Here is a 24,036-nt window from a genome sequence, read left to right as displayed (position 1 = left end):
GGCCTGTCCCGGCAGGGGCCAGGACAGTGTCCGACATCCGCCCGCCTTCCCCCTGAACCCGTTTTTCCCTGCGCTTTCGCGCCCTCCCTTGGACCCCAGAGCCACTTCCAATACCGCCCCTTCGCGCGCCATTCTCGTCGGCGTCGACTTCGGCAAGCATGATTTCCAGGAAAGCCTCAGCGAACTGGCGCTGCTGACCTCTACCGCCGGCTCGCTGCCGGTGCATACGCTGACGGGCCGCCGCTCGCGGCCGGATCCGGCGCTGTTCATCGGCTCGGGCAAGGCCGAGGAGCTGAAGGAGGCCGCCGACGCCCTGGATGCCGACGTGGTCGTGTTCAACCACGCCCTGAGCCCGGCGCAGCAGCGCAACCTGGAGCGCTTCCTGAACCGCCACGTGATCGACCGCACCGGCCTGATCCTGGACATCTTCGGGCAGCGCGCGCAGAGCCACGTCGGCAAGGTGCAGGTGGAGCTGGCGCAGGTCCAGTACCGCGCGTCGCGGCTGGTCCGCGCGTGGAGCCACCTGGAGCGGCAGAAGGGCGGCATCGGCATGCGCGGCGGCCCTGGCGAGCGCCAGCTCGAACTGGACCGGCGCATGCTGGACGAGCGCGCCAAGCGGCTCAAGTCCGATCTTTCGCGGCTGCAGCGCCAGCACAGCACGCAGCGGCGCGCCCGCGCGCGCAATGACACGCTCAGCATTTCGCTGGTGGGCTATACCAACGCGGGCAAGTCGACGCTGTTCAATGCGCTGACCAAGGCTGGCGCCTATGCGGCCGACCAGCTATTCGCCACGCTCGACACCACCTCGCGCCGGCTGTTCCTGGATGGCCTGGGCAACGTGGTGCTGTCCGACACGGTCGGCTTTATCCGCGACCTGCCCACGCAACTGGTGGCGGCGTTCCGCGCCACGCTGGACGAGACCGTGCATGCCGACCTGCTGCTGCATGTGGTGGATGCATCGAGCCCGGTGCGCCACGAGCAGATCGAGCAGGTCAATCGCGTGCTGGCGGAAATCAACGCGCTGGACATCCCGCAGATTGTGGTGATGAACAAGATCGATGCCGCGCCCGAGCTGTTGGATCAGGGCCCGCGCCTGGAGCGCGACGAGGACGGCATCCCCACCCGCGTGTTCCTGAGCGCGCGCGAGGGGATCGGCCTGGATGCGCTGCGCGAGGCCGTGGTCGAGGTGGCGCAATGGCTGGCCAGCCGTCCGCCCGAGCCGCAGCCCTATGATGCGCGCCTGGCCGACGTGCCGCAGTACGGCGATGCCGGCGATGATGAAAATGCAGATGGTGGCGGCGTGGCTGACGGCAGCGACGACGCCGATGCGGGGGATTCGGGCAGGCTGTAACCTGTCAACTTGCCGTCAGTTCGCAGCCAGTCCTCCGGCAGTTCTGCCCAATCCCGGTGCAATTGCTGCCGGGATTGCGCGAATTGGCCAAAAGTGGCGCGGATGACTGCTAGAATCCCCCTGTTACAAACTTCCCCGGACCCGTGCACTTCATGCCCCAGTTTCCCCGGAATGCTGATTCGAGCCTGACACCAGGCGGCCGCTTCGCGCTGCGCGCGGGCTGGCAGCGCCTGCGCGCCATCTTCTCGCTGAACGATCCGCGCTGGGGTCGCAACGGTCAGGACGACGACGACAACAAGAAGGACGGTCGCGACGACAACCGCCAGCAGAACCAGCGCCCGCAGCAGGACGGCGGCCCGCCCGACCTGGACGAACTGTGGCGCGACTTCAACCGCCGCCTGAACGGCCTGCTCGGCCGCAAGGACAACGGCGGTGGCGGCAACCAGGGCTTCGGCGGCCCGCGCACGCCGGGCAAGGGCTCGGGCGTGGGCGCCGGCGTGATCGCGGCGGCCGTGGTCGGCATCTGGCTGGCCAGCGGCTTCTTCATGGTCCAGGAGGGCCAGACCGCGGTGATCCTGCAGTTCGGCAAGTTCAAGTACGCAGCCGGCCCCGGCATCAACTGGCGCATGCCCTGGCCGGTCCAGTCGGCCGAGGTCGTCAATCTGTCGGCCGTGCGTTCGGTCGAGGTGGGGCGCTCCACGTCGATCAAGGACAGCAACCTGAAGGACTCGTCAATGCTGACGCAGGACGAGAACATCATCGACGTGCGCTTTACCGTGCAGTACGTGATCCAGGACGCCAGCGAATTCCTGTTCTTCAACAAGACCGACCGCGGTGGCGATGAAGAGCTGGTGACGCAGGCCGCCGAGACCTCGGTGCGCGAGATCGTCGGCCGCAACAAGATGGACGCGGTGCTGTACGAGAGCCGCGAACAGATCGCGCAGCAACTGGCCAAGTCGATCCAGGCCATCCTGACGGCGTACAAGACCGGCATCCGCGTGCTGTCCGTGAACGTGCAGAGCGTGCAGCCGCCCGAGCAGGTGCAGGCCGCGTTCGACGACGTCAACAAGGCCAGCCAGGACCGCGAGCGCGCGATCAGCGAAGGCCAGGCCTATGCCAATGACATCCTCCCGCGCGCCAAGGGTACCGCGGCGCGCCTGAAGGAAGAGTCCGAAGCCTACCGCTCCCGCGTGGTGGCGCAGGCCGAGGGCGATGCCTCGCGCTTCCGTTCGGTGCAGACCGAATACGCCAAGGCGCCGCAGGTGACGCGCGACCGCATCTATCTGGAAACCATGCAGCAGATCTACAGCAATTCGACCAAGGTGCTGGTGGACGCGCGCCAGGGCAACAATCTTCTCTACCTGCCGCTGGACAAGCTGATGGCGCAGGCCGATGGCCGCGCAGTGCCGCAGCCGGGCCAACCGGGTGCGGCCAGCCCGCCGGCGCCCGCGCCGGATGCGTCGACGGACGCCCGTTCGCGCGAAGCGCTGCGCAACCGCGACCGCGACTCGCGCTGAGGAGACCGTCATGAACCGACTGATTTCCTTCACGATTGGCTTTTTCATCCTGGTGGCCGTGGTCTCGTCCATGCTGTTCGTGGTCGACCAGCGCCAGTACGCCGTGGTGTTCGCCTTCGGCGAGATCAAGCAGGTGGTGCGCGAGCCCGGCCTGCACTTCAAGCTGCCGCCGCCGTTCCAGAACGTGGTGTTCATGGACCGCCGCCTGCAGACCATCGACGGGGCCGCCAGCGAGCGTTTCCTGACCGCCGAGAAGAAGAGCATGGTGGTGGACTGGTTCGTCAAATGGCGCATCACCGATCCGCGCAAGTTCTTCGTCGCCTTCGGCGGCAACCTGCGCGGCGCGCAGGACCGCATGACCCAGCGCATCGACTCGGTGGCGCGCGAGGAGTTCGGCAAGCGCACGGTGGCCGACGTGGTCGCCGGCGAGCGCGAGCAGGTGATGCAGGCCATCCGCAACGGCATGGCTGAATATGCCAAGTCGGTCGGCGTCGAGATCCTGGACGTGCGCCTCAAGCGCGTTGACCTGCTGCCCGCGATCAGCGAATCGGTTTACCGCCGCATGGAGGCCGAGCGCAAGCGCGTGGCCAACGAGCTGCGCTCCACCGGCGCTGCCGAGGGCGAGAAGATCCGCGCCGATGCCGACCGCCAGCGCGAAGTGGTGCTGGCCGAGGCCTATCGCGACGCCCAGGTGATCAAGGGCCAGGGCGATGCCAAGGCCTCGCAGATCTATGCCGACGCGTTTGGCCGCGATCCGCAGTTCGCGCAGTTCTGGCGCAGCATGGAGGCTTACCGCAACACCTTCCGCGACAAGCGCGACGTGCTGGTGCTTGAGCCCAACTCTGAGTTCTTCCGCTACATGCGTTCCAGCGGCGGTGCCGCCGCGGCCGCCTCGGGCGGATCCGGAGGCAAGCGCTAGCACCGTCGCTTGTCCGTGTGGCGAATTGACGAAACCCCGGCTTGCCGGGGTTTTGTCCGGCTGGAGCCATCCTCGCTGAGTGATGGCGCGGGCGCGCGGCGCCTGCAATGAAGTTCCTGGTCAAGGACGGGTGCCTTGGGGGCATTGCCTCGAGGCAAACCGAATGACAGAGACGAGATTGACTGAGAAGAGATTCACTATGTCCAACCATTGGCTGCTGCCAGAAAACATTGCCGACGTGCTGCCGTCGGAAGCGCGCAAGATCGAAGAACTGCGCCGCCGCATGCTGGACCTGTTCCGCACCTACGGCTATGAGATGGTGATGCCGCCGATGCTGGAATACCTGGAGTCGCTGCTGACCGGCACCGGCCATGACCTGGACCTGCGCACGCTCAAGCTGGTGGACCAGCTGTCGGGCCGCACCATGGGCCTGCGTGCCGATATCACGCCGCAGGTCGCGCGCATCGACGCGCACCTGCTGAACCGCCCGGGCGTGACGCGCCTGTGCTACGCCGGCAACGTGCTGCATGCGCGCCCGGCGGGATTCCATGCCACGCGCGAGCCGATCCAGATCGGCGCCGAGATCTATGGCCATGCCGGCCTGGAAGCCGACGTCGAGATCCAGGACCTGATGCTGGCCGCGCTGCAGGCGGCGGGGCTGTCGGATGTCCGCATCGACCTGTGCCATGCCGGCATCCTGGAAGCGCTGCTGGCAGGCCTGCCGTCGATCCGCAAGATCGAGGACGCGCTCTTTGCCGCGCTGGAAACCAAGGATGTGCCGGCCCTGCGCGAACTGACCGTAGGCATGCCGCAGACCGAGCGCGATGCGCTGCTGGCGCTGCCGACGCTGTACGGCGGCGTGGACGTGATCGAACGCGCCCGCGCGACGCTGCCGGCCAGCCCGGCCATCGGTCGCGCGCTGGATGAGCTGGCGGCACTGGCGGTGCAGGTGCGCGGCGCCAGCGTGAATATCGACCTGTCGGATTTGCGCGGTTACCACTATCACAGCGGCGTGATGTTCGCGGCCTATGTTGCCGGCCTGCCCAATTACGTGGCGCGTGGCGGCCGTTACGACAAGGTGGGCGAGGCCTTCGGCCGTGCGCGCCCGGCCACGGGTTTCTCGCTGGACCTGCGTGAAGTGGCGGCGCTGTCGCCCGTGGAAGTGCGCGCCCAGGCGATTTTTGCGCCCTGGGATGCGGATCCGGCACTCCGGGCCGCGATTTCCGCGCTGCGTGCGGCCGGCGAGATCGTGATCCAGTCGCTGCCCGGCCATACCCACGAACTCGATGAGTTCAACTGCGACCGGCAACTGGTGCGCCAGGACGCCGGTTGGGCCGTGGTGCCGCGCTGACGCTCGCGCGCCGGGCGTGCCCAAAAATCGAGAATCGCCCGGCAACAAGAGTAGAATACGTTTTTAACCTATTGACCAAAGCAATATGTCCGCATCCGCAGTAGGCCAGGGACGCAATGTCGTCGTGATCGGCACCCAATGGGGTGACGAAGGCAAAGGAAAAATCGTCGATTGGCTTACCGACCAGGCAAAGGGCGTGGTGCGGTTCCAGGGTGGCCACAACGCTGGCCACACGCTGATCATCGGTGGCAAGAAGACCATTCTCCGCCTGATCCCGTCCGGGATCATGCGTGACGGCACGGTCTGCTACATCGGCAACGGTGTGGTGCTGTCGCCCGAAGCTTTGTTCCGTGAAATTGAAGAACTGGAAGGCGCCGGCCTGCAGGTGCAGAACCGCCTGCGCATTTCCGAGGCCGCCACACTGATCCTGCCGTACCACGTTGCCATCGACAAGGCGCGCGAAGCCCGCCGTGGCGCCGCCAAGATCGGCACCACCGGCCGCGGCATCGGCCCGGCCTATGAAGACAAGGTGGCCCGCCGCGCGCTGCGCGTGCAGGACCTGTTCGATCCGCAGCAGTTCGCCGAACGCCTGCGCGAGAACCTGGACTACCACAACTTCATGCTGACCCAGTACCTGGGCGCCGAAGCCGTGGACTTCCAGCAGACCCTGGACGAAGCGCTGGCCTATGCGCCGCGCCTGGCGCCGATGGTGGCCGACGTGTCGGCCGAGCTGTACGCGGTCAATGCCGCCGGCGGCAACCTGATGTTCGAAGGCGCGCAAGGCACGCTGCTGGACGTGGACCACGGCACCTATCCGTTTGTGACCTCGAGCAACTGCGTGGCCGGCGCGGCCGCAGCGGGCGCCGGCGTCGGCCCGGGCCGCCTGAACTACATCCTGGGCATCACCAAGGCCTACTGCACGCGCGTGGGCGCGGGCCCGTTCCCGAGCGAGCTGTACGACAACGACAACCCGTCGCGCCAGGACCCGGTCGGCGTGCGCCTGGCCAACGTCGGCAAGGAATTCGGTTCGGTCACCGGCCGTCCGCGCCGCACCGGCTGGCTGGATGCCGCCGCGCTCAAGCGCTCGGTGCAGATCAACGGTGTGTCGGGCCTGTGCATGACCAAGCTGGATGTGCTCGATGGCCTGGAAACCATCAAGCTGTGCGTGGGCTACGAGCTCGACGGCAAGACCGTCGACATCCTGCCGCGCGGCTCGGACGCCGTGGCGCGTTGCGTGCCGGTCTACGAGGAATTCCCCGGCTGGAACGAGTCGACCTTCGGCGTGAAGACGTGGGACGCGCTGCCCGAGCAGGCCCGCGTCTACCTGAAGCGCGTGGAGGAAGTGGTCGACATTCCGATCGACATGATCTCGACCGGCCCGGACCGCGACGAGACCATCCTGCTGCGTCATCCGTACAAGGCCTGACCCGGCAACCGCACACCACAAGGCAGCGGCGCCACGAGCGCTGCGGCCCGCCAGAAATAAATCGGCCCGCGCAAGCGGGCCGAGCCATATCGGTCAACCGACCCGACGATACAAAGCGTAAAAAGATGAACCTGCCAACGAACGATGACGAGAACCTGTGGGTCTCCTGGGACGAATACCATCGCCTGATCGCACGCCTGTCGCTGAACGTGCATGAGTCGGGCTGGAAGTTCGACAAGATCCTGTGCCTGGCGCGCGGCGGGCTGCGCGTGGGCGACCAGATGTCGCGCATCTTCGACGTGCCGCTGGCCATCCTGGCCACCAGCAGCTACCGCGAGGCCGCGGGCACGCAGCAGGGCAACCTGGACATCGCGCAGTACATCACCATGACCCGCGGCGAGCTGACGGGCAGGGTGCTGCTGGTCGACGACCTGGTGGATTCGGGCATCACGCTGGAACGCGTGGGCCGCCACCTGAAAGAGCGCTATCCGGCCGTGACCGAGGTGCGTTCGGCCGTGCTGTGGTACAAGGCGTGCTCGAAGGTCGAGCCGGACTACCACGTGACCTTCCTGCCGTCGAACCCCTGGATCCACCAGCCGTTCGAAGAGTACGACACGCTGCGCCCGCACAACCTGGCCGCCTGGCTCAAGCGCGGCAAGCGCGCCAGCCAGGACGACGGCGCGCAGGCCTGATGCGCTTGCGCCGGGGCCTGCCGCTACAGGCGGGCCCCGGCGGCCGGCTTAATAGCCGACCGTGAAACGCTGGCGCGAATGCGCCGGCTTTTCGATCTCATCGAGCATCGCGATGGCATAGTCTTCCATCGAGATCCAGCTCTTGCCTGTTGCGTCGCTCAGCAGGGTTTCCTCGCCAACACGGAACTTGCCGGTGCGCTCGCCCGGCTCGAACAGTGCCGACGGCGACAGGAAGGTCCAGTCGATCTGTTGTTCGCCGCGCAGGGCGTTGAGGAAGTCTCGGCCTGCGAGGGCCTCGGGCTTGTAGGCATCGGGGAAGTTCGGGGTGTCGACCAACTGCACCCCCGGCGCGACATAGAGGCTGCCGGCCCCACCCACCACCAGCAGGCGCGGCACGCCGGCCTGGCGCACGGCCGAGGTCACCTGCAGCGCGTTCAGTTGCGCGAAGCGCGCGGTGCTGATGACCACGTCGTTGCCGGCCAGGGCGGCAGCCAGTGCGGCGACGTCGGCGCCGTCCACGTCCCTGGTGGTCACGCCGTCGCGTGCGGGCAGTTTGCTGGCCTGGCGCGCAATGGCGGTCACCTGGTGGCCGCGGCGCAGGGCTTCGTCGGTCAGGCGCGTGCCAACGCGGCCGGTGGCGCCGATGATGGCGATCTTCATGGTCACTCCTTCTTTCGGTCAGATTGATATGAAACCATTGTGGTTACATATCGGGGCAAAAAAATTCAGCGCTTGCGGCGCTGGTTGCTGCCTTCGACATCGGCGAGCATGCTGGCGATGGTGATGCCGGCAAGGGTATCGTCCATGGCCGCCTGAGCACGGTCCGCGACCTTGCGCAGCGCACCGGTGATCTCGCGCCCGACCGGGCAGGCCGGATTGGGCGCGCTCTGGTGCAGCGTGATCAGCGCAGTGGTTTCCACCACGCGGAACACGTCGAGCAGCGTGATCGACCCGGCCGGGCGCGCCAGCGTGGCGCCGCCGGTGCTGCCCATGGTGGTCGCCACCAGCCCGGCTTCAGCCAGTTGGCCGACCAGCCGCCGGATCAGCGCCGGGTTGGTGCCCACGCTGCCGGCGATCAGCGACGAGGGCACCGGCTCAGCCGAACTGGCGAGCAGGGTAAGGATGTGGACCGCCACGGCGAACCGGCTGCTTGTGCTCAATGCTTGTGCTCAGGATGTCAGGTTCAATGTGAAACCATGATAGTTACACATTGGCGGGCGTGTCAAGCACGGGCAGCGTGCAAAGTGGGCGGAGTACCGGGCGGGAAGGAGGTGATACGCCGATGTGGCAGCCAATGGCCGGTGGAATGCCGGAATCGCCACTGAAGCTGTTACACTCCTCGACATTGCCGTACCCTTGTGGTTCGGCTGCCGCGCGGGGTACGGTGCGCGGTTTCACGGACGGGAAAAAACCCGTACGCTCGCAGGTATGACATCGCGGCATGGCCGCCAAGCAAGGAGTGCAAGTTGCCGGATCTGATGCGCGAAACAGGCGTCAAAAACAAAAAACCCGCAGGGCTTGAAAGCGCTGCGGGTTTTCCGGTGATCTGGTGCCCAGGAGAGGACTCGAACCTCCACAGTGTTGCCACCGCTAGGACCTGAACCTAGTGCGTCTACCAATTCCGCCACCTGGGCAGGTGTCGAAACAACCGAAGCGCTCATTATAGAGAGCGCGAGAATTTTGTCAAATAGTTTCCAGAAAAAATTGAATCAGAACAACTATCCGATCCCCAGCCGGGAAGAAATCCTGGGCGTGTTGAGAACGTCGGGATCCCCCCAGTCGGCCGGCGATATTGCCAAGGCCCTGTCCGTCACGCGCAAAGAGCATGACGGCTTCCAGAAGCGCCTGGCGGCCATGGAGCGCGACGGCCAGATCGAGCTGAACCGCAAGGGCCACTATGAGCTGGCCCATCAGCCGAACTTCGTCACCGGCCGGGTGCAGGGCCACCGCGACGGCTTTGGCTTCCTGATCCGCGACGACGGCGAAGACGATATCTTCCTGCCCGAGCGCGAGCTGCAGAAGGCCATGCACAACGACCGCGCGCAGGTGCGCGTGGTGGGCTACGACCGGCGCGGGCGCCCCGAAGGGCAGATCGTCGAGATCATCGAGCGCGCCAACCGTTTTGTCATCGGCCGGCTGCTCAGCGAAGGCGGCGTGCTGGTGGTGGCGCCCGAAGACAAGCGCATCAGCCAGGACATCCTGATCCCGCCCAAGGCGCAGGGCAAGGCACGGGTGGGGCAGGTGGTCAGCGTCGAGCTGATCGAATTCCCCGACCGCTACGTGCAGCCGGTGGGCCGCGTGGTGGAGGTGCTGGGCGACATCGACGATCCCGGCATGGAGATCGAGATCGCCGTGCGCAAGTACGGCGTGCCGCATGCGTTCGCGCCGGCCGCCGCCCAGGAAGCCGCCGCGCTGCCCGACGAGGTGCGCCAGGCCGACCTGGACCACCGCATCGACCTGCGCGACATCCCGCTGGTGACCATCGACGGTGAAGACGCGCGCGACTTCGATGACGCGGTCTATTGCGAGCCGGTCAAGATCGGCCGCGCCAAGGGTTGGCGCCTGATCGTGGCGATCGCCGACGTGTCGCACTACGTGCGCCCCGGCACGCCGCTGGATGCCGATGCGCTGGACCGGGCCACCTCGGTCTACTTCCCGCGCCGCGTGATCCCGATGCTGCCGGAGAAGCTGTCCAACGGCCTGTGCTCGCTCAATCCGCACGTGGACCGGCTGTGCATGGTGTGCGATGCCGTGATCACCGCCAAGGGCGAGCTCAAGGGCTACCAGTTCTACCCGGCCGTGATGCATTCGACCGCGCGCCTGACCTACAACGAGGTCTGGTCGGTGCTGTCCAACACCAAGGGCCCCGAGGCGCACAAGCGCAGCGAGCTGGTGCCGCACCTGCAGAACCTGTATGAGCTGTTCCAGGTCCTGCTCAAGTCGCGGCGTGCGCGCGGCGCGATCGACTTCGACACCACCGAGACCTATATCGTCTGCAATGCGCAGGGCAAGATCGAGCAGATCCTGCCGCGCACGCGCAACGATGCGCACCGGCTGATCGAGGAGTGCATGCTGACCGCCAACGTGTGCGCGGCCGACTTCCTCGAACGCTTCAAGCACCCGGCGCTGTACCGCATCCACGCGGGCCCCAGCGAAGAGAAGCTGAAGAACCTGCGCGACTTCCTGCGCACCGCCGGCCTGTCGCTGGGCGGCGGCGACAAGCCGCAGGCATCGGACTACGCCGAGGTGATGGACAAGATCAAGTCCCGCCCGGATGCGCCGATGCTGCAGACCATGCTGCTGCGCTCGATGCAGCAGGCGGTCTACAGCCCGGACAATATCGGCCACTTCGGCCTGGCGTACGAGGCCTACGCGCACTTCACCAGCCCGATCCGCCGCTACCCCGACCTGCTGGTGCACCGCGCGATCAAGGCGGTGCTGGCGCATACCAAGTACCAGCCGGCGTTTGCGCACGGGACCGAGCTGAATACCGCGATCTCGCCCAAGGCGCGCCGGCTGCAGGCCAAGGACGCCGAGCAAAAGGCAGAACTGACCGCGGCGCGCGCCAAGCGCAACGAGGCCATCTGGGACGAGCTCGGCCTGCACTGCTCGGCCAATGAGCGCCGCGCCGACGAGGCTTCGCGCGATGTCGAGGCCTGGCTCAAGTGCTACTTCATGCGCGACAAGCTGGGCAGCGACTACGCCGGCACCATCAGCGCCGTGACCTCGTTCGGCATCTTCGTGCAGCTCGACGAGCTGTATGTGGAAGGCCTGGTCCACGTGACCGAGCTGGGCAGCGACTACTTCCAGTACGACGAGGCCCGCAACGAACTGCGCGGCGAGCGCACCGGCATCCGCTACCGCCTGACCGACCGCGTGCGCGTGCAGGTGTCGCGCGTGGACCTGGATGCGCGCAAGATCGACTTCCGCCTGGTGCAGGAGCCGTCGGCGAAAACCCTGCGCGCCCGCGCGGGGGGCACCGAGACCCAGCCGCGCGTGCCTGCCGCCCATGCGGTGCCGGCACGCAAGAAGGGCCGCCAGCTGGCGGCGCTGCTGGGCGGCTCGTCCAAGCCGGAAGAGTCGTTCGACGAGACGCTGGACCGCGTGATCGAGGAGCAGCCGGTGTTCGAGGCGGTGATCACGCCGCTCAGGCCGCACGTCAAGACCGGCGGCAAGCCGGCCAAGCACGCGGCCAAGCCCAAGCCCCCGCACCTGGAAAAGCCGCGCAAGCCGGCTTCCAAGTCGCACCAGGCCAAGCCGGCGGGCAAGACGCCGGCCAAGGGCCCGCGCACCCCGCGCAAGCGCTGAAGCCTGCGGCGGCCGCCATGGCAGCCGCCGTCCCGCCCAACGCCGTGCCCGCGCGCGGCGGCGGGTTTGGGGGCGGGGCGAGTACAATCGCCCCCATGGCTAAAAACAAACTCCTGATCGGCTTTCACGCCGTCACCGCACGCCTGCGCCAAGATGCCAAGGGCGTGACCGATGTCTATATCGAATCCGCCCGCCGCGACCGGCGCATGCAGGACTTCGTGCGCCTGGCCGAAAGCCTGGGCGTGCGCCTGCATCCGGTCGATGCCGAGCGCCTGCGCGGCATGGCCGGCACCGACCGCCACCAGGGCGTGGTGGCACGTGCCGAAGACGTGGCACTGGCGCTGAACCTGGATGAACTGCTCGACGGCATCGAAGGCACGCCGCTGCTGCTGGTGCTGGACGGCGTCACCGACCCCCACAACCTGGGCGCCTGCCTGCGCGTGGCCGACGGCGCCGGCGCGCATGCCGTGATCGCCCCCAAGGACCGCAGCGTCGGCCTCAATGCCACCGTGGCCAAGGTCGCCAGCGGCGCCGCCGAGACCGTGCCCTATATCACCGTCACCAACCTGGCCCGCACCCTGCGTGAACTGCAGGAACGCGGCATCTGGGTCATCGGCACCGCCGACGGCACCGAAAAGTCGCTGTATGACATCGACTTCAAGGGCCCGACCGCGATCGTGATGGGCGCCGAAGGCGAGGGCATGCGCCGCCTGACGCGCGAAACCTGCGACGATCTGGTCGGCATCCCGATGGCGGGTGGCGTGGAAAGCCTGAACGTCTCGGTCGCCAGCGGCGTATGCCTGTACGAAGCCGTGCGCCAGCGGCGCCTGCCGCGATAAGTCCATGGCCGCTGATTCCGGTCTCTTTGAAATGCCGGGGCTTGAGGAAGCACGCCGGCTGATCGCGGCCGCCGGCAATATCTTCGTGCTGACCGGCGCCGGCATTTCCGCCGAATCCGGCGTGCCGACCTTCCGCGATGCGATGACCGGGCTGTGGGAACAGTTCGACCCGGAAGAGCTGGCCAGCGAGGACGCCTACCGCCGCCAGCCGGCGCTGGTCTGGGAGTGGTACCTGCACCGGCGCGAGCTGGTCGCAGCCGTGCATCCCAACCCGGCGCACCATGCGCTGGTCGCGCTGGCTGCGCAGAAACCTTTCACGCTGGTCACGCAGAACGTGGACGGCCTGCACCAGCGCGCCGGCAGCGCGGGCGTGATCGAACTGCATGGGAACCTGTTCGCCAACAAATGGCTGGGCGGGTGCGGACGCTGCAACGAGGCGACCGCGCTGCCCGGCATGCCGCCGCGCTGCAACCTGTGCGGCGCGCTGATGCGTCCGGGCGTGGTGTGGTTCGGTGAGGACCTGCCGCGCGTGGCGCGCTACCGCGCCGAGCATGCGGCGCAGAACTGCGACCTGTGCCTGGTGGTCGGCACCTCGGGGCTGGTCTATCCGGCGGCGGGGCTGCCGGGCCTGGCGCGCGAGCATGGCGCGCCGGTGATCGTGGTCAATCCGCAGCCGTCGGCGCTGGACCAGACCGCGGATATCGTGCTGTCCGCCGCGGCGGGCGCGTGCCTGCCGCTGCTGTGGCCGCGGCTGGCGCCATCAGCCGGCTGAGCCTTGGGTCCGGGCGTTGCCGCCCGGGCGTGTCTTGCGCTGAACTGGCGCTTATTTCGCAATCTCGCCGATCAGCTTCTCCAGCTTGACCGCATCCGCCGCAAACAGGCGGATGCCTTCGGCAAGCTTTTCGGTCGCCATCGCATCCTCATTCAACTGCCAGCGGAAGGACGCCTCGTCGGCCGCGATGCGGGCGATATTGGCGGCCTGGGCCTGGTCCACCGACAGCTTGTGTGCCACCGGGCCCTGGCCGGCGGCCAGCTGCTCAAGCAGCTCGGGGCTGATGGTCAGCAGGTCGCAGCCGGCCAGCGACAGGATCTGCGCGGTGCTGCGGAAGCTGGCGCCCATCACCTCGGTCGGGTAGCCGAACTTCTTGTAGTAGTCATAGATCTGGCGCACCGAGCGCACGCCGGGGTCGTTGTCGCTGCCGTTGGCGGCTGCGTCCCATTGCTCGCCGGCCTGCTTCTTGTACCAGTCGAAGATGCGACCGACGAAGGGCGAGATCAGCTGCGCGCCGGCCTCGGCGCACGCCACCGCCTGCACCAGCGAGAACAGCAGCGTCATGTTGCAGCGGATGCCGTCGCGCTGCAGGATCTCGGCCGCGCGGATGCCTTCCCAGGTGGAGGCGATCTTGATCAGCACGCGCTCGCGCGCGATGCCGCGCTGCTCGTACAGCTGGATCAGGTGGCGCGCCTTGGCCACGCTGGCCTCGGTGTTGAAGGACAGGCGCGCATCGACTTCGGTCGACACGCGGCCCGGCACGATCGCCAGGATCTCGCAGCCGAAGGCGATCAGCACTTCATCCATCACCGCATCCACACCGCCGTTGCCGTGGTGGTCGCGCACGGCCTGCTCCAGCAGGTGGCGGTATTCGGGTTTCTGCACCGCCTTCAGGATCAGCGACGGATTGGTGGTCGCGTCCTGCGGGGTGTACTGCTTCATCAGCTGGAAGTCGCCGGTATCGGCCACCACCGTGGTGAACTGCCTGAGTTGTTCGAGCTGGTTCATGGTCGCTAGTTGGTCTGCTTGAGCGTCTGCAAAATCGTTCGCGGGCATCAGGGGGCGCGCAGGTCGCACACGGGTCGCGCACCCGGCACCCCGGCCTGATCCATTGTACCGTCGCCCGCGTGACCTGCCGCCGCAATCCGCTACACTACGCGTTTCCCCCAACGCAATCTGGCTGTTGTCATGACTCAGGATGAACTCAAGGCGCTGGTCGCGCAAGCTGCCGCCGACTACGTGAAGCAGGAAGTGCCCGAAGGGGCGGTGCTCGGCGTGGGCACGGGCTCCACCGCCAATCTCTTCATTGACGCCGTGGCGGCATTCAAGGAGCGCTTCGCCGGCGCTGTGTCGAGCTCCGAGGCGTCCACGCGCCGCCTGCAGCAGCATGGCTTCAAGGTGCTGGACCTGAACGAAGTCGACGAGATCCCGGTGTATGTCGACGGCGCCGACGAGATCGACGCCAGCGGCGCCATGATCAAGGGCGGCGGCGGGGCGCTCACGCGCGAGAAGATCGTGGCCTCGGTCGCAAAGCGCTTTGTCTGCATCGCCGACGGCAGCAAGCTGGTCCAGACCATGGGCACCTTCCCGCTGCCGGTCGAGGTGATCCCGATGGCACGTGCGGCGGTGGCGCGCAAGCTGCAGGCCCTGGGTGGCCAGCCGCGCCTGCGCATGACCAAGGAAGGCGGCATTTACAAGACCGACAACGGCAATGTGATCCTGGACGTGGTCGGCCTGAAGATCGACGATCCGCGCGGCCTGGAGCACGCCGTCAACCAGGTGCCAGGCGTCGTCACGGTGGGCCTGTTCGCGCTGCGCGGCGCGGATGTGCTGCTGCTGGGCACCGGCGACGGCGTGCAGCGCACGGACTACTGAGCAAAGTCGTCCGCTACCAAGCAAAAAGGGGTGCCTGAGGCACCCCTTTTGTCATTGGCCGGTCCCGGTTCAGGACTGCGGCGGCACGTAGCCCTGGGCCTGGTCGGCGCCTTCACCGAAGAAGTACTTCTCGGTCTGCTTGAGCAGGTACTGGCGCGCGCGCGCATCGGCCATGTTCAGGCGGTTTTCGTTGATCAGCATGGTCTGGTGCTTGAGCCAGCCAGCCCAGGCTTCCTTCGACACGCTTTGCCAGATCTTCTTGCCCAGTTCGCCGGGCAGCGGCGGGAAGTCGAGGCCTTCGGCTTCCTTGTTCAGCTTGATGCATTGGACCATGCGGGCCATGGGGACTCCTTGGTTTGTTTGTCAGGTGCTGAGGCGCTGGCGCTATTGTAGCCAAGCGGGGCGGCAGGCCGCGGGATGGCGGCGATTGCCCCTACGGCATTACAGCTTTTTCATCAGCACCATGGACTTGCGCTGCCAGTTGTAGAGCTTGCGCTTGTCCTCGGGCAGGTCGTCGACGTTGGCGTGGACGAAGCCGCGCTTCAGGAACCAGTGTTCGGTCCGGGTGGTGAGCACGAACAGCTTCTCCAGGCCGAGCGCGCGGGCGCGGCGCTCGATGCGCTTGAGCAGGCGCTCGCCGTCGCCGGTGCCCTGGGCTTCCTGCGATACCGTCAGGCAGGCCATCTCGCCCATGTTCTCGCGCGGGTAGTCGTAGAGCGCCGCGCAGCCGAACAGCACGCCGTCGTGCTCGATCACCGAGAAGTTGGCGATATCGCGCTCGATCAGGTGGCGTCCGCGCGGCACCAGCGTCCCGTCCTGCTCCAGCGGGGCGATCAGCTGGACGATGCCGCCGACGTCGTCGAGCGTGGCTTCGCGCAGGCTTTCCAGGTCGGTGTCGGACAGCATGGTGCCGACGCCGTCGTGCAGGAACAGTTCCAGCAGCACCGCGCCGTCGAGCGAATAGGGGATCAGGTGCGCACGCGGCACGCCGCCCTTGAGCGCCTTGACCAGGTGCTGCAGGTAGTTGGCCACGTCTGGCGGCAGGTGCTTGTTCTGCAGGCGCTCCACCGCGGTGCGCAGCGACATTTCCTGCATCATCTTGCCGACCGGGTCGGGCACGCCCGGCACTTCGGTGATGAAGATCAGCTTGTCGGCCTTGAGCGCCGTGGCGGTGGCGCTGGCCACGTCTTCCATCGACAGGTTGAAGGCCTGGCCGGTGGGCGAGAAGCCCAGCGGCGACAGCAGCACCACCTTGCCGTGCGACAGTGACATGCGCACGGACTCAGCGTCGATCTTACGCACCAGGCCAGTGTGCTGGTAGTCGGTGCCGTTGACGATGCCGATCGGGCGGGCAGTCACGAAGTTGCCGGAGATCACCGACAGCTGGGCGCCGGCCATCGGCGTATTGGGCAGGCCCTGGCTGAAGGCGGCCTCGATGTCCAGGCGCAGCTCGCCGGCGGCTTCCTTGGCGCATTCGAGCGCGGCATTATCGGTGACGCGCACGCCATCGACGAACTGTGACTCGACATGGCGCAGCGCCAGCTGTTCTTCCACCTGCGGGCGCGAGCCGTGCACCAGCACGATCTGCATGCCCATGGCGTGCAGCAGCGCGACGTCGTTGACCAGCGCATTGAGCACGCCCGACTTGACCAGCTCGCCGGCGAAGGCGATCACAAAGGTCTTGCCGCGGAAGGCATGGATATACGGCGCCACCATGCGCAGCCAGTCGACGAACTGCTGGTGGTCGGGGCCGCTGCGCTCGGGGTCGGCCGCCGTGGGCAACGGGGTGGCGGGCACGGGGGAGGCCGGGGCAGGCGCGGGGAGTTCAGCCGCAGGCGGCTCCGCCGGCACGGGGGCGGCGGGCGAGGAGGCAGGCGCCGTCTGCGGCGCGTCGGTTCTGGCGTTCATCCCGCGGATTATAATCCCGGCCAATGTCAGAACAACGCCCCGTCAAGCCTAAACCACCCGCCGCGCCGAGCCAGCGCGCCGGTGCCGGTCAGTCCGCCTCCCCAACCCAGTCCCGGCCGGCCCCAGGCCCGGTCAGGAAGCCGGACGTCCGTCCGCAGCCAGCCGCTGCCCGGCCGGCCGGTGAAGCCGGGCAGCGCCCGCCACGCGGTCCGCGCGAGCCGCGTCCGCCGCGTGCGCCAAGGCCGGTCAACCCGCTGCCGCCAATCACCTTCCCGGAGGCCCTGCCGGTCTCCGGCCGCCGCGACGAGATCGCCGCGGCGCTGCTGGCCAACCAGGTGGTGATCGTCTCGGGCGAGACCGGCTCGGGCAAGACCACCCAGCTGCCCAAGATCTGCCTGTCGATCGGGCGCGGCCCGGGGCGCGACGGTGGGGGGCTGATCGGCCACACCCAGCCGCGGCGCATCGCCGCCACCTCGACCGCCAAGCGCATCGCGCAGGAAATCGGCACGCCGCTGGGCGAGCACGTGGGCTACCAGGTGCGTTTCAACGACACCATGTCGTCGGGGGCGTCGGTCAAGCTGATGACCGACGGCATCCTGCTGGCCGAGACCCAGAACGATCCGCTGCTGCGCGCCTACGACACGCTGATCATCGATGAGGCGCACGAGCGCAGCCTGAACATCGACTTCCTGATCGGCTACCTGCGCGAGATCCTGCCAAAGCGCCCGGACCTGAAGGTGATCATCACCTCGGCCACCATCGACGCCCAGCGCTTTGCCCAGCATTTCGCCTCGGGCGACAAGCCGGCGCCGGTGATCGAGGTCAGCGGCCGCTTGTACCCGGTGGAAGTGCGTTACCGTCCGATCACCGAGGACGTGCCCGCGGGCGCGCCGCGCAGCCCGCAGGCACGCGAGCGCGACCTGTACGATGGCATTGTCGAGGCGGTCGACGAGCTGTGCCGCGTCGGCCCGGGCGATGTGCTGGTCTTCCTGCCTGGCGAGCGCGAGATCCGCGAAGCCGCCGAGGCGCTGCGCAAGCACCACCCGCCGCATACCGAGATCCTGCCGCTGTTTGCGCGGCTGTCTGTGCAGGAGCAGGAGCGGGTGTTCAAGCCGTCCAACGCACGGCGCATCGTGCTGGCGACCAACGTCGCCGAAACCTCGCTGACGGTGCCGGGCATCCGCTACGTGGTCGATACCGGGCTGGCGCGGGTCAAGCGCTACTCGTACCGCAACAAGGTCGAGCAACTGCAGGTCGAGTCGATCTCGCAGGCCGCTGCCAACCAGCGCGCCGGCCGTTGCGGCCGGGTTGCCAACGGGGTTTGCATCCGGCTGTATGAGGAATCGGATTTCACCGGCCGCCCGCGCTTTACCGACCCCGAGATCCTGCGCTCGTCGCTGGCCGCGGTGATCCTGCGCATGAAGGCGCTGCGGCTGACCGAGATTGAGTCGTTCCCGTTTATCGAGCCGCCGCTGGGCCGCGCCGTGGCCGACGGCTACCAGCTGCTGCAGGAACTGGGCGCGGTCGACGACGCCAACCAGCTAACCGGCACCGGCCGCCAGCTGGCCAAGCTGCCGCTGGACCCGCGCGTGGCGCGCATGATCCTGGCCGCGCGCGAGCACCAGTGCCTGCGCGAGGTGCTGGTCATCGCCAGCGCGCTGTCGGTGCAGGACCCGCGCGACCGCCCGCAGGAGGCGCAGGAAGCCGCCGACCAGGCCCACCGCAAGTTCATGGACGAGAAGTCCGAGTTCCTGGGCTGGGTCAAGCTGTGGAAGTGGTTCGAGGATGCGGTCGCGCACAAGAAGTCCAACCGCCAGCTGCAGGACCAGTGCCGCGCCCACTTCCTGTCGCACCTGCGGCTGCGCGAGTGGCGCGACGTGCATTCGCAGCTGATGACCACGGTGACCGAGCAGGGCTGGCGCCTGAACGACAGCGAGCCCACCTATGAGCAGGTGCACAAGGCGCTGCTGACCGGCCTGCTGGGCAATGTCGGCTGCCGCATCGAGGACGGCGACGGCAAGGGCCGCGAATACCTGGGCGCGCGCGGCATCAAGTTCCACCTGTGGCCGGGCTCGCTGATCGCGCGCAAGGTCGGGCGCTGGATTGTCGCGGCCGAGCTGGTCGAGACCAGCCGGCTGTTCGCGCGCACGCTGGCGCGGATCGAACCAGAATGGCTGGAGCAGGTGGGCCGCCACCTGCTCAAGGTCAGCTGGAGCGACCCGCACTGGGAAAAGAAGGCGGGCCAGGTGCTGGCGCTGGAGCGCGCCACGCTGTACGGGCTGGTGGTCTACCAGCACCGCCGCGTGCACTACGGCCCGATGAACCCGCAGGAAGCGCGCGAGATCTTTATCCGCCGCGCGCTGGTCGAGGGCGAGTTCGATACGCGCCTGCCGTTCTATGCGCACAACCAGCGCCTGGTGCGCGAGATCGAGAACCTGGAGCACAAGTCGCGCCGCCAGGACGTGCTGGTCGACGATGAACTGATCTACGCCTTCTACGATCGTGCGATTCCCGCTGACATCTGCCAGCAGGCCACCTTCGAGCAGTGGTATCAGGCCGAGAGCGTCAAGGACCGCAAGCTGTTGTACCTGAACCGCGACGAGCTGATGCGGCACGAGGCGGCCGGCATCACCACCGACCTGTTCCCCAAGGCCATGAACGTGGCCGGGGTGGACATGGGGCTGACCTACCACTTCGAGCCAGGCAGCCACCGCGACGGCGTGACCCTGACCGTGCCGCTGTACGCACTCAACCAGGTGCGCCAGGAGCGCGCCGACTGGCTGGTGCCGGGCATGATCAGGGAGAAGGTGCACCTGCTGCTCAAGTCGCTGCCGCAGAAGCTGCGCCGCCACTGCGTGCCGCTACCGGAGTATGCCGCGGGCTTTGTCGCGCGCCAGCCGCTTGGCGAGGGCGAGCTGCTGGACGTGCTGATCGCCGATATCCGCGAGCAGACCGGCACCATGGTCAAGCGGGCCGACTTCAAGCTGGAAACGCTGCCCGCGCACCATACGATGAACTTCAAGGTGGTCGACGAGCACGGCCGCCAGCTTGAGATGGGCCGCAACCTGGCCCAGCTGCGCGCCGAGCTGGGCGGGCAGGCGCAGCAGTCGTTCCAGCGGGTGGCCGCGCAAGCCGCGGCACAGGCGGCAACCCAGGCCCCGGAGCAGGCGGCGCCGCTGGCCGCGGCCGAGCCCGGCAAGTACGAGGGCCTGACCGGGTGGACCTTCGGTGAGCTGCCCGAGCTGCTGGAGATCCGCAAGGGCAGCCAGACCCTGTTCGGCTACCCCGCGCTGGTCGACCGCGGCACGCACTGCGACGTGGAAGTCTTCGACGACCCGCAGGAAGCCGCCCGCGTCCACCACCTGGGGCTGCGCCGGCTGTTTGCGCTGCAGCTGCGCGAGCAGGTCAAGTTCATCGAGAAGAACATCCCGGGCCTGCAGCAGATGGCGATGCAGTACATGACGCTGGGCACGCAGGAGATGCTGCGCGAGCAGATCGTGATGCTGGCGCTGGAGCGTGCCTGCATGCAGGCGCCGCTGCCGCGCAACGAGGCCGAGTTCAATGCGCGCAAGGACGAGGGTCGCACCCGGCTGTCGCTGCTGGCGCAGGAGATCGCGCGGCTGGTGGGGACCATCCTGGCCGAGTACGCCGGACTGCCGCGCAAGCTGCTGCAGGCCAAGCCGTTCGCCGGGCCCCATGCGGACATGGAAGCGCAGCTCGGGCGGCTGATGGGCAAGCGCTTTGTCGACGAGACCCCGTACACGCAGCTGGTCCATTTCCCGCGCTACCTGAAGGGCATCGCCATGCGGGTGGACAAGCTCAAGGGCGACCTGGCGCGCGATACGCAGCGCACGCAGGAGATGGCGCCGCTGGTGCAGCAGTGGCAGCGGGCCGAAAAGCAGCTGCGCACCCAGGGCCGCGGCGGCGAGGACGCGCGGCTGGAGGAATTCCGCTGGATGCTGGAGGAACTGCGCATCGCGCTGTTCGCCCAGGAGCTGCGCACACCGGTGCCGATGTCGGTCAAGCGGCTGCAGAAAGTGTGGGAATCGATGCAGCGCTGACCGCCGGCGCGGGGCGGAATGCCGGGGCGAACCGCAAATGGTCGCTCCGGCGCAACAATCTGCCAAAATCTTGATGGGGGTCAGTCGCGACGTCAGCGGATTCTCATGCTCAACCGTTAGAATCGCCGGTTCAGTCTTCTTCTGGCAGGTCTTATGTTTGCGCTGCAGTTCGCATTGCGTCGTGTTGTAGCTGGTGGTTTCACGGTGGGCGCCCTGGCGCTGGGCCTGCTGGCCGCACCGGCATCGGCGGAAGTGGTGGTGATCCTGAATTCAGGTGATGCAACCGTCACGCTGATCGACAAGGATACCCAGAAGGTGCTGGAGACCTTCCCGATCGGCAAGGAGCCGCACCACCTGATCGCCACGCCGGACGACAAGTCGCTGATCGTTGCCAACGCGGTCGGCAACGACCTGGTGTTCCTGGACCCGGTCTCGGGCAAGGTCCAGCAGCGCGTGCCCAATGTCGACGACCCGTACCAGATCGGCTTCTCGCCGGACCAGAAGTGGTTTGTCGCCACCGGCAACCGGCTTGACCGTGTCGACCTCTACCGCTGGGACGGCAAGGCGCTGAAGCTGGCCAAGCAGTTCCCGCTGGCCAAGACCCCCAGCCATATCGCCTTTACCGCCGACAGCCGCATCGCCTTCATCACGCTGCAGGACTCCAATGAGGTGGTAGCCATCGACCTCGTCACGCAGAACGTGATGTGGCGCATGGAAACCGGGTCGGCGCCGGCGGGCATCTGGGTCACGCCGGACCAGAAGTACCTGCTGGTGGGCATGACCGGGGCTGATTACGTGGCCGTGATCGACTGGCGCACGCGCACGGTGGTCAAGCAGATCCAGACCGGCAAGGGCGCGCACAACTTCCGCGCCGTCGGCGACAAGCGCCATCTGTTCCTCAGCAACCGTGTCACGGGCAGCATCAGCATCATCGACCAGCAGACGCTGACCAAGGTCGGCGACATCACCGGCCTGCCGCCGGGCCCGGACGACATGGAACTGACCGCCGACGGCAAGACGCTGTGGGTCACCTTCCGCTGGGCGCGCTCGGTCGGCCTGGTCGACGTGGCCAGCCGCAAGCTGGTCAAGACCGTGCGCGTCGGGCGCTCGCCGCACGGCATCTATTTCCGCACGCGCGCGCCGTTGTATTGACCGGGCAGGGCAGGGACCATGGACGACACCAAGGCATCGCGATCCGGACGGCTGGGCAAGCTGCTGGCTGCGCTGGCGCTTGCCTGCGGCCTGCCGTCTGCGCTGCAGGCGGCTGATGCCCCCAAGCCTGCCGCCAAAGCGTGCCCGGCCGGCACGCTCTACCTGACCTTCGACACCGGCAGCATGAGCCAGGCGCAGCTGATCGCCGACACGCTGCGCCGCCACCATATCCGCGCCACCTTCTTCCTGGCCAATGAGCCGACAGTGCGCCAGGACAGCTCGCTGGACCCAGCCTGGGCGCCGTACTGGAAGGGGCTGGTGGCCGACGGCCACGCCTTCGGCACGCATACCTTCGACCACGTCTACCTGCGCAGCGTGCGAGCCGGCCATGTGACCATGCGGCCGCAGTTCGGCACGCTGGCGGGCAAGGACATGGCCATGGACGCGGCTGGATTCTGTCAGGAGCTGCGGCGCAGCGCCGACGCCTTCCACGGCATGACCGGCGCCGACATGGTGCCGCTGTGGCGCGCCCCGGGCGGGCGCACCGCGCCGCAGACGGTGCAATGGGCCGAGCAGTGCGGCTTCCGCCACGTCGGCTGGGCGCCGGCGGGGTTCCTGGGCGATGAGCTGTCGTCCGACCGCTATCCCAACGCGGCGCTGCTGGAGCGCGCGCTGGCCAACCTGCGCGACGGCGATATCACCATGGCGCACCTGGGCATCTGGTCGCGCAAGGATCCGTGGGCGCCTGGCGTGCTGGAGCCGCTGCTCGCCGGCCTTGAGCGCAAGGGATTCTGTTTCGCGACGCTGCGCGAGCACCCGGCCTACCGCGACTGGATCGCCAGGCCGCAGCCAGTCGGGCAAAAGGAGGGCAGGCGGTAATGTGGGAGACGCTGAACGGCTGGATCGGCCAGGTTGAGGGCACGCTGTTCCAGGACGTGGTGCTGCCTGTGGTCTACGACCTCGGGTTTGGCCGCTATGCCGAGGAAGCCTTCACCGGCACCGAATGGCTGCTGGTGGGCCTGGTGCAGATCGCGGTGATGGCATTGATCCTGGGGCCGCTGGAGAAATGGCGCCCGGTCGAGCCGGTATCCGACCGCGCCGCCATCCGCACCGATATCTTCTACACGGTGATCCACCGGCTCGGGCTGTTCCGGTTGGCCATGTTCTTCCTGCTGGCGCCGCTGACCGACGCCCTGGAAGGCGACCTGCGGCTGATGGGCTGGCACCGCATCAATGTGGAAGACTGGTGGCCGGGCGTGACCTCGGTGCCGCTGGTCAGCTTCTTTGTTTACCTGCTGCTGTTCGACTTCCTCGACTACTGGTACCACCGGCTGTCGCATTCGTTCCGCTGGTGGTGGCACCTGCATGCGGTGCACCACAGCCAGCGCCAGATGACGCTGTGGAGCGACAACCGCAACCACCTGCTGGACGACATGCTGCGCGACCTGGTGTTCGCGCTGGTGGCGCTGGGCGTGGGCGTGGAGCCGTCGCAATACGTGCTGCTGGTGGCGTTGTCGCAGCTGCTGCAGAGCCTGCAGCATGCCAACGTGCGGCTGCACTTCGGCGCCATCGGCGAGCGGCTGCTGGTCTCGCCGCGCTTTCACCGCACCCACCACGCCGTGGGCATCGGCCATGAGGCCGACGGCGCACCGGCCAAGCTGGGCGGCTGCAACTACGGCGTGATCTTCCCGTGGTGGGACATGCTGCTCGGCACTGCGGTCTTCACCGAGACCTACCACCCGACCGGCATCCGCGACCAGCTGCCGCCGCCGCTGGGCAAGGGCCACGACTATGGCGCGGGCTTCCTGGCGCACCAGTGGTACGGCATCAAGCGGCTGCTGCGGCTGCGCTGAACCAGCGGGTCT

General features: G+C 67.5%; 19 protein-coding genes and 1 tRNA gene. 14 read left to right on the top strand and 6 right to left on the bottom strand.

What is annotated here, in order from left to right:
• The first annotated feature begins 88 nt into the window (after positions 1–88).
• From hflX to ACW4E8_RS14160, 6 genes are all read left to right on the top strand, one after another.
• Entirely contained in the window at positions 89–1,351 is a 1,263-nt protein-coding gene (hflX, locus tag ACW4E8_RS14185) for a GTPase HflX (protein WP_456805081.1), read from the top strand.
• Positions 1,352–1,503: 152 nt separating this feature from the next.
• Positions 1,504–2,868 (top strand): FtsH protease activity modulator HflK, encoded by a 1,365-nt coding sequence (gene hflK, locus ACW4E8_RS14180; protein WP_456805080.1) that lies wholly within the window; start codon positions 1,504–1,506, stop codon positions 2,866–2,868.
• Between the two features lie 10 nt (positions 2,869–2,878).
• Positions 2,879–3,787, top strand: coding sequence for a protease modulator HflC (hflC, locus tag ACW4E8_RS14175; RefSeq protein WP_456805079.1), 909 nt, complete (start codon positions 2,879–2,881; stop codon positions 3,785–3,787).
• Positions 3,788–3,986: 199 nt separating this feature from the next.
• Positions 3,987–5,138 carry an ATP phosphoribosyltransferase regulatory subunit gene (locus ACW4E8_RS14170; RefSeq protein ID WP_035816333.1) on the top strand — a complete coding sequence of 384 codons (1,152 nt, stop codon included), beginning with the start codon at positions 3,987–3,989 and terminating at the stop codon, positions 5,136–5,138.
• An 85-nt stretch (positions 5,139–5,223) separates the two neighbouring features.
• On the top strand, positions 5,224–6,564 hold the full coding sequence (locus ACW4E8_RS14165) for an adenylosuccinate synthase (RefSeq protein ID WP_456805078.1): 1,341 nt from the start codon (positions 5,224–5,226) through the stop codon (positions 6,562–6,564).
• A gap of 125 nt (positions 6,565–6,689) precedes the next feature.
• Complete coding sequence (locus ACW4E8_RS14160; protein WP_010809437.1) at positions 6,690–7,256, top strand: phosphoribosyltransferase; 567 nt, start codon at positions 6,690–6,692, stop codon at positions 7,254–7,256.
• Between the two features lie 48 nt (positions 7,257–7,304).
• On the opposite strand, the gene ACW4E8_RS14155 is transcribed toward ACW4E8_RS14160, so the two are convergent.
• The 3 genes from ACW4E8_RS14155 to ACW4E8_RS14145 all read right to left on the bottom strand — a co-directional run bounded on the left by ACW4E8_RS14155 (position 7,305) and on the right by ACW4E8_RS14145 (position 8,890).
• Positions 7,305–7,916 carry an NAD(P)-dependent oxidoreductase gene (locus ACW4E8_RS14155; protein ID WP_456805077.1) on the bottom strand — a complete coding sequence of 204 codons (612 nt, stop codon included), beginning with the start codon at positions 7,914–7,916 and terminating at the stop codon, positions 7,305–7,307.
• Between the two features lie 65 nt (positions 7,917–7,981).
• A complete protein-coding gene (locus ACW4E8_RS14150; protein WP_456805076.1) occupies positions 7,982–8,416 on the bottom strand; it encodes an Rrf2 family transcriptional regulator in 435 nt (144 codons plus the stop codon).
• Between the two features lie 387 nt (positions 8,417–8,803).
• A tRNA-Leu gene (locus ACW4E8_RS14145) sits at positions 8,804–8,890 on the bottom strand.
• A gap of 70 nt (positions 8,891–8,960) precedes the next feature.
• On the opposite strand from ACW4E8_RS14145, the gene rnr reads away from it, so the two are divergent.
• The 3 genes from rnr to ACW4E8_RS14130 all read left to right on the top strand — a co-directional run bounded on the left by rnr (position 8,961) and on the right by ACW4E8_RS14130 (position 13,175).
• Positions 8,961–11,564, top strand: a complete 2,604-nt coding sequence (gene rnr, locus ACW4E8_RS14140; RefSeq protein ID WP_456805075.1) for a ribonuclease R — start codon at positions 8,961–8,963, stop codon at positions 11,562–11,564.
• A 95-nt stretch (positions 11,565–11,659) separates the two neighbouring features.
• Complete coding sequence (rlmB, locus tag ACW4E8_RS14135; protein ID WP_456805074.1) at positions 11,660–12,403, top strand: 23S rRNA (guanosine(2251)-2'-O)-methyltransferase RlmB; 744 nt, start codon at positions 11,660–11,662, stop codon at positions 12,401–12,403.
• Between the two features lie 4 nt (positions 12,404–12,407).
• Positions 12,408–13,175, top strand: coding sequence for an SIR2 family NAD-dependent protein deacylase (locus ACW4E8_RS14130; RefSeq protein ID WP_456805073.1), 768 nt, complete (start codon positions 12,408–12,410; stop codon positions 13,173–13,175).
• A 51-nt stretch (positions 13,176–13,226) separates the two neighbouring features.
• On the opposite strand, the gene tal is transcribed toward ACW4E8_RS14130, so the two are convergent.
• The gene (gene tal / locus ACW4E8_RS14125) at positions 13,227–14,183 is read right to left on the bottom strand and encodes a transaldolase (protein ID WP_456805072.1); all 957 of its coding nucleotides are present in this window, start codon (positions 14,181–14,183) and stop codon (positions 13,227–13,229) included.
• Positions 14,184–14,363: 180 nt separating this feature from the next.
• Here tal and rpiA point away from each other — a divergent pair, with 180 nt between their 5' ends.
• Positions 14,364–15,050 carry a ribose-5-phosphate isomerase RpiA gene (rpiA, locus tag ACW4E8_RS14120; protein WP_018309230.1) on the top strand — a complete coding sequence of 229 codons (687 nt, stop codon included), beginning with the start codon at positions 14,364–14,366 and terminating at the stop codon, positions 15,048–15,050.
• Positions 15,051–15,119: 69 nt separating this feature from the next.
• On the opposite strand, the gene ACW4E8_RS14115 is transcribed toward rpiA, so the two are convergent.
• Positions 15,120–15,392 (bottom strand): oxidative damage protection protein, encoded by a 273-nt coding sequence (locus ACW4E8_RS14115; RefSeq protein WP_010809445.1) that lies wholly within the window; start codon positions 15,390–15,392, stop codon positions 15,120–15,122.
• A gap of 99 nt (positions 15,393–15,491) precedes the next feature.
• A complete protein-coding gene (gene argA / locus ACW4E8_RS14110; RefSeq protein ID WP_456805071.1) occupies positions 15,492–16,958 on the bottom strand; it encodes an amino-acid N-acetyltransferase in 1,467 nt (488 codons plus the stop codon).
• Between the two features lie 23 nt (positions 16,959–16,981).
• Here argA and hrpA point away from each other — a divergent pair, with 23 nt between their 5' ends.
• The 4 genes from hrpA (at position 16,982) to ACW4E8_RS14090 (ending at position 24,024) form a co-directional block, all read left to right on the top strand.
• Positions 16,982–21,019, top strand: a complete 4,038-nt coding sequence (gene hrpA, locus ACW4E8_RS14105; RefSeq protein ID WP_456805070.1) for an ATP-dependent RNA helicase HrpA — start codon at positions 16,982–16,984, stop codon at positions 21,017–21,019.
• A 153-nt stretch (positions 21,020–21,172) separates the two neighbouring features.
• Positions 21,173–22,171: a YVTN family beta-propeller repeat protein gene (locus tag ACW4E8_RS14100; RefSeq protein WP_456805069.1), complete on the top strand. Its 999-nt coding sequence runs from the start codon at positions 21,173–21,175 to the stop codon at positions 22,169–22,171.
• Between the two features lie 18 nt (positions 22,172–22,189).
• Positions 22,190–23,050, top strand: a complete 861-nt coding sequence (locus ACW4E8_RS14095) for a polysaccharide deacetylase family protein (protein ID WP_456805068.1) — start codon at positions 22,190–22,192, stop codon at positions 23,048–23,050.
• Complete coding sequence (locus ACW4E8_RS14090; RefSeq protein WP_456805067.1) at positions 23,050–24,024, top strand: sterol desaturase family protein; 975 nt, start codon at positions 23,050–23,052, stop codon at positions 24,022–24,024. The genes ACW4E8_RS14095 and ACW4E8_RS14090 overlap by 1 nt, the downstream gene beginning before the upstream one ends.
• The last annotated feature ends 12 nt before the right edge of the window (positions 24,025–24,036 follow it).

This window comes from Cupriavidus sp. CP313 (assembly GCF_054072015.1).
Note: the sequence above shows the minus strand (reverse complement) of the source record. Positions and strands in the feature narration are given on the sequence as shown.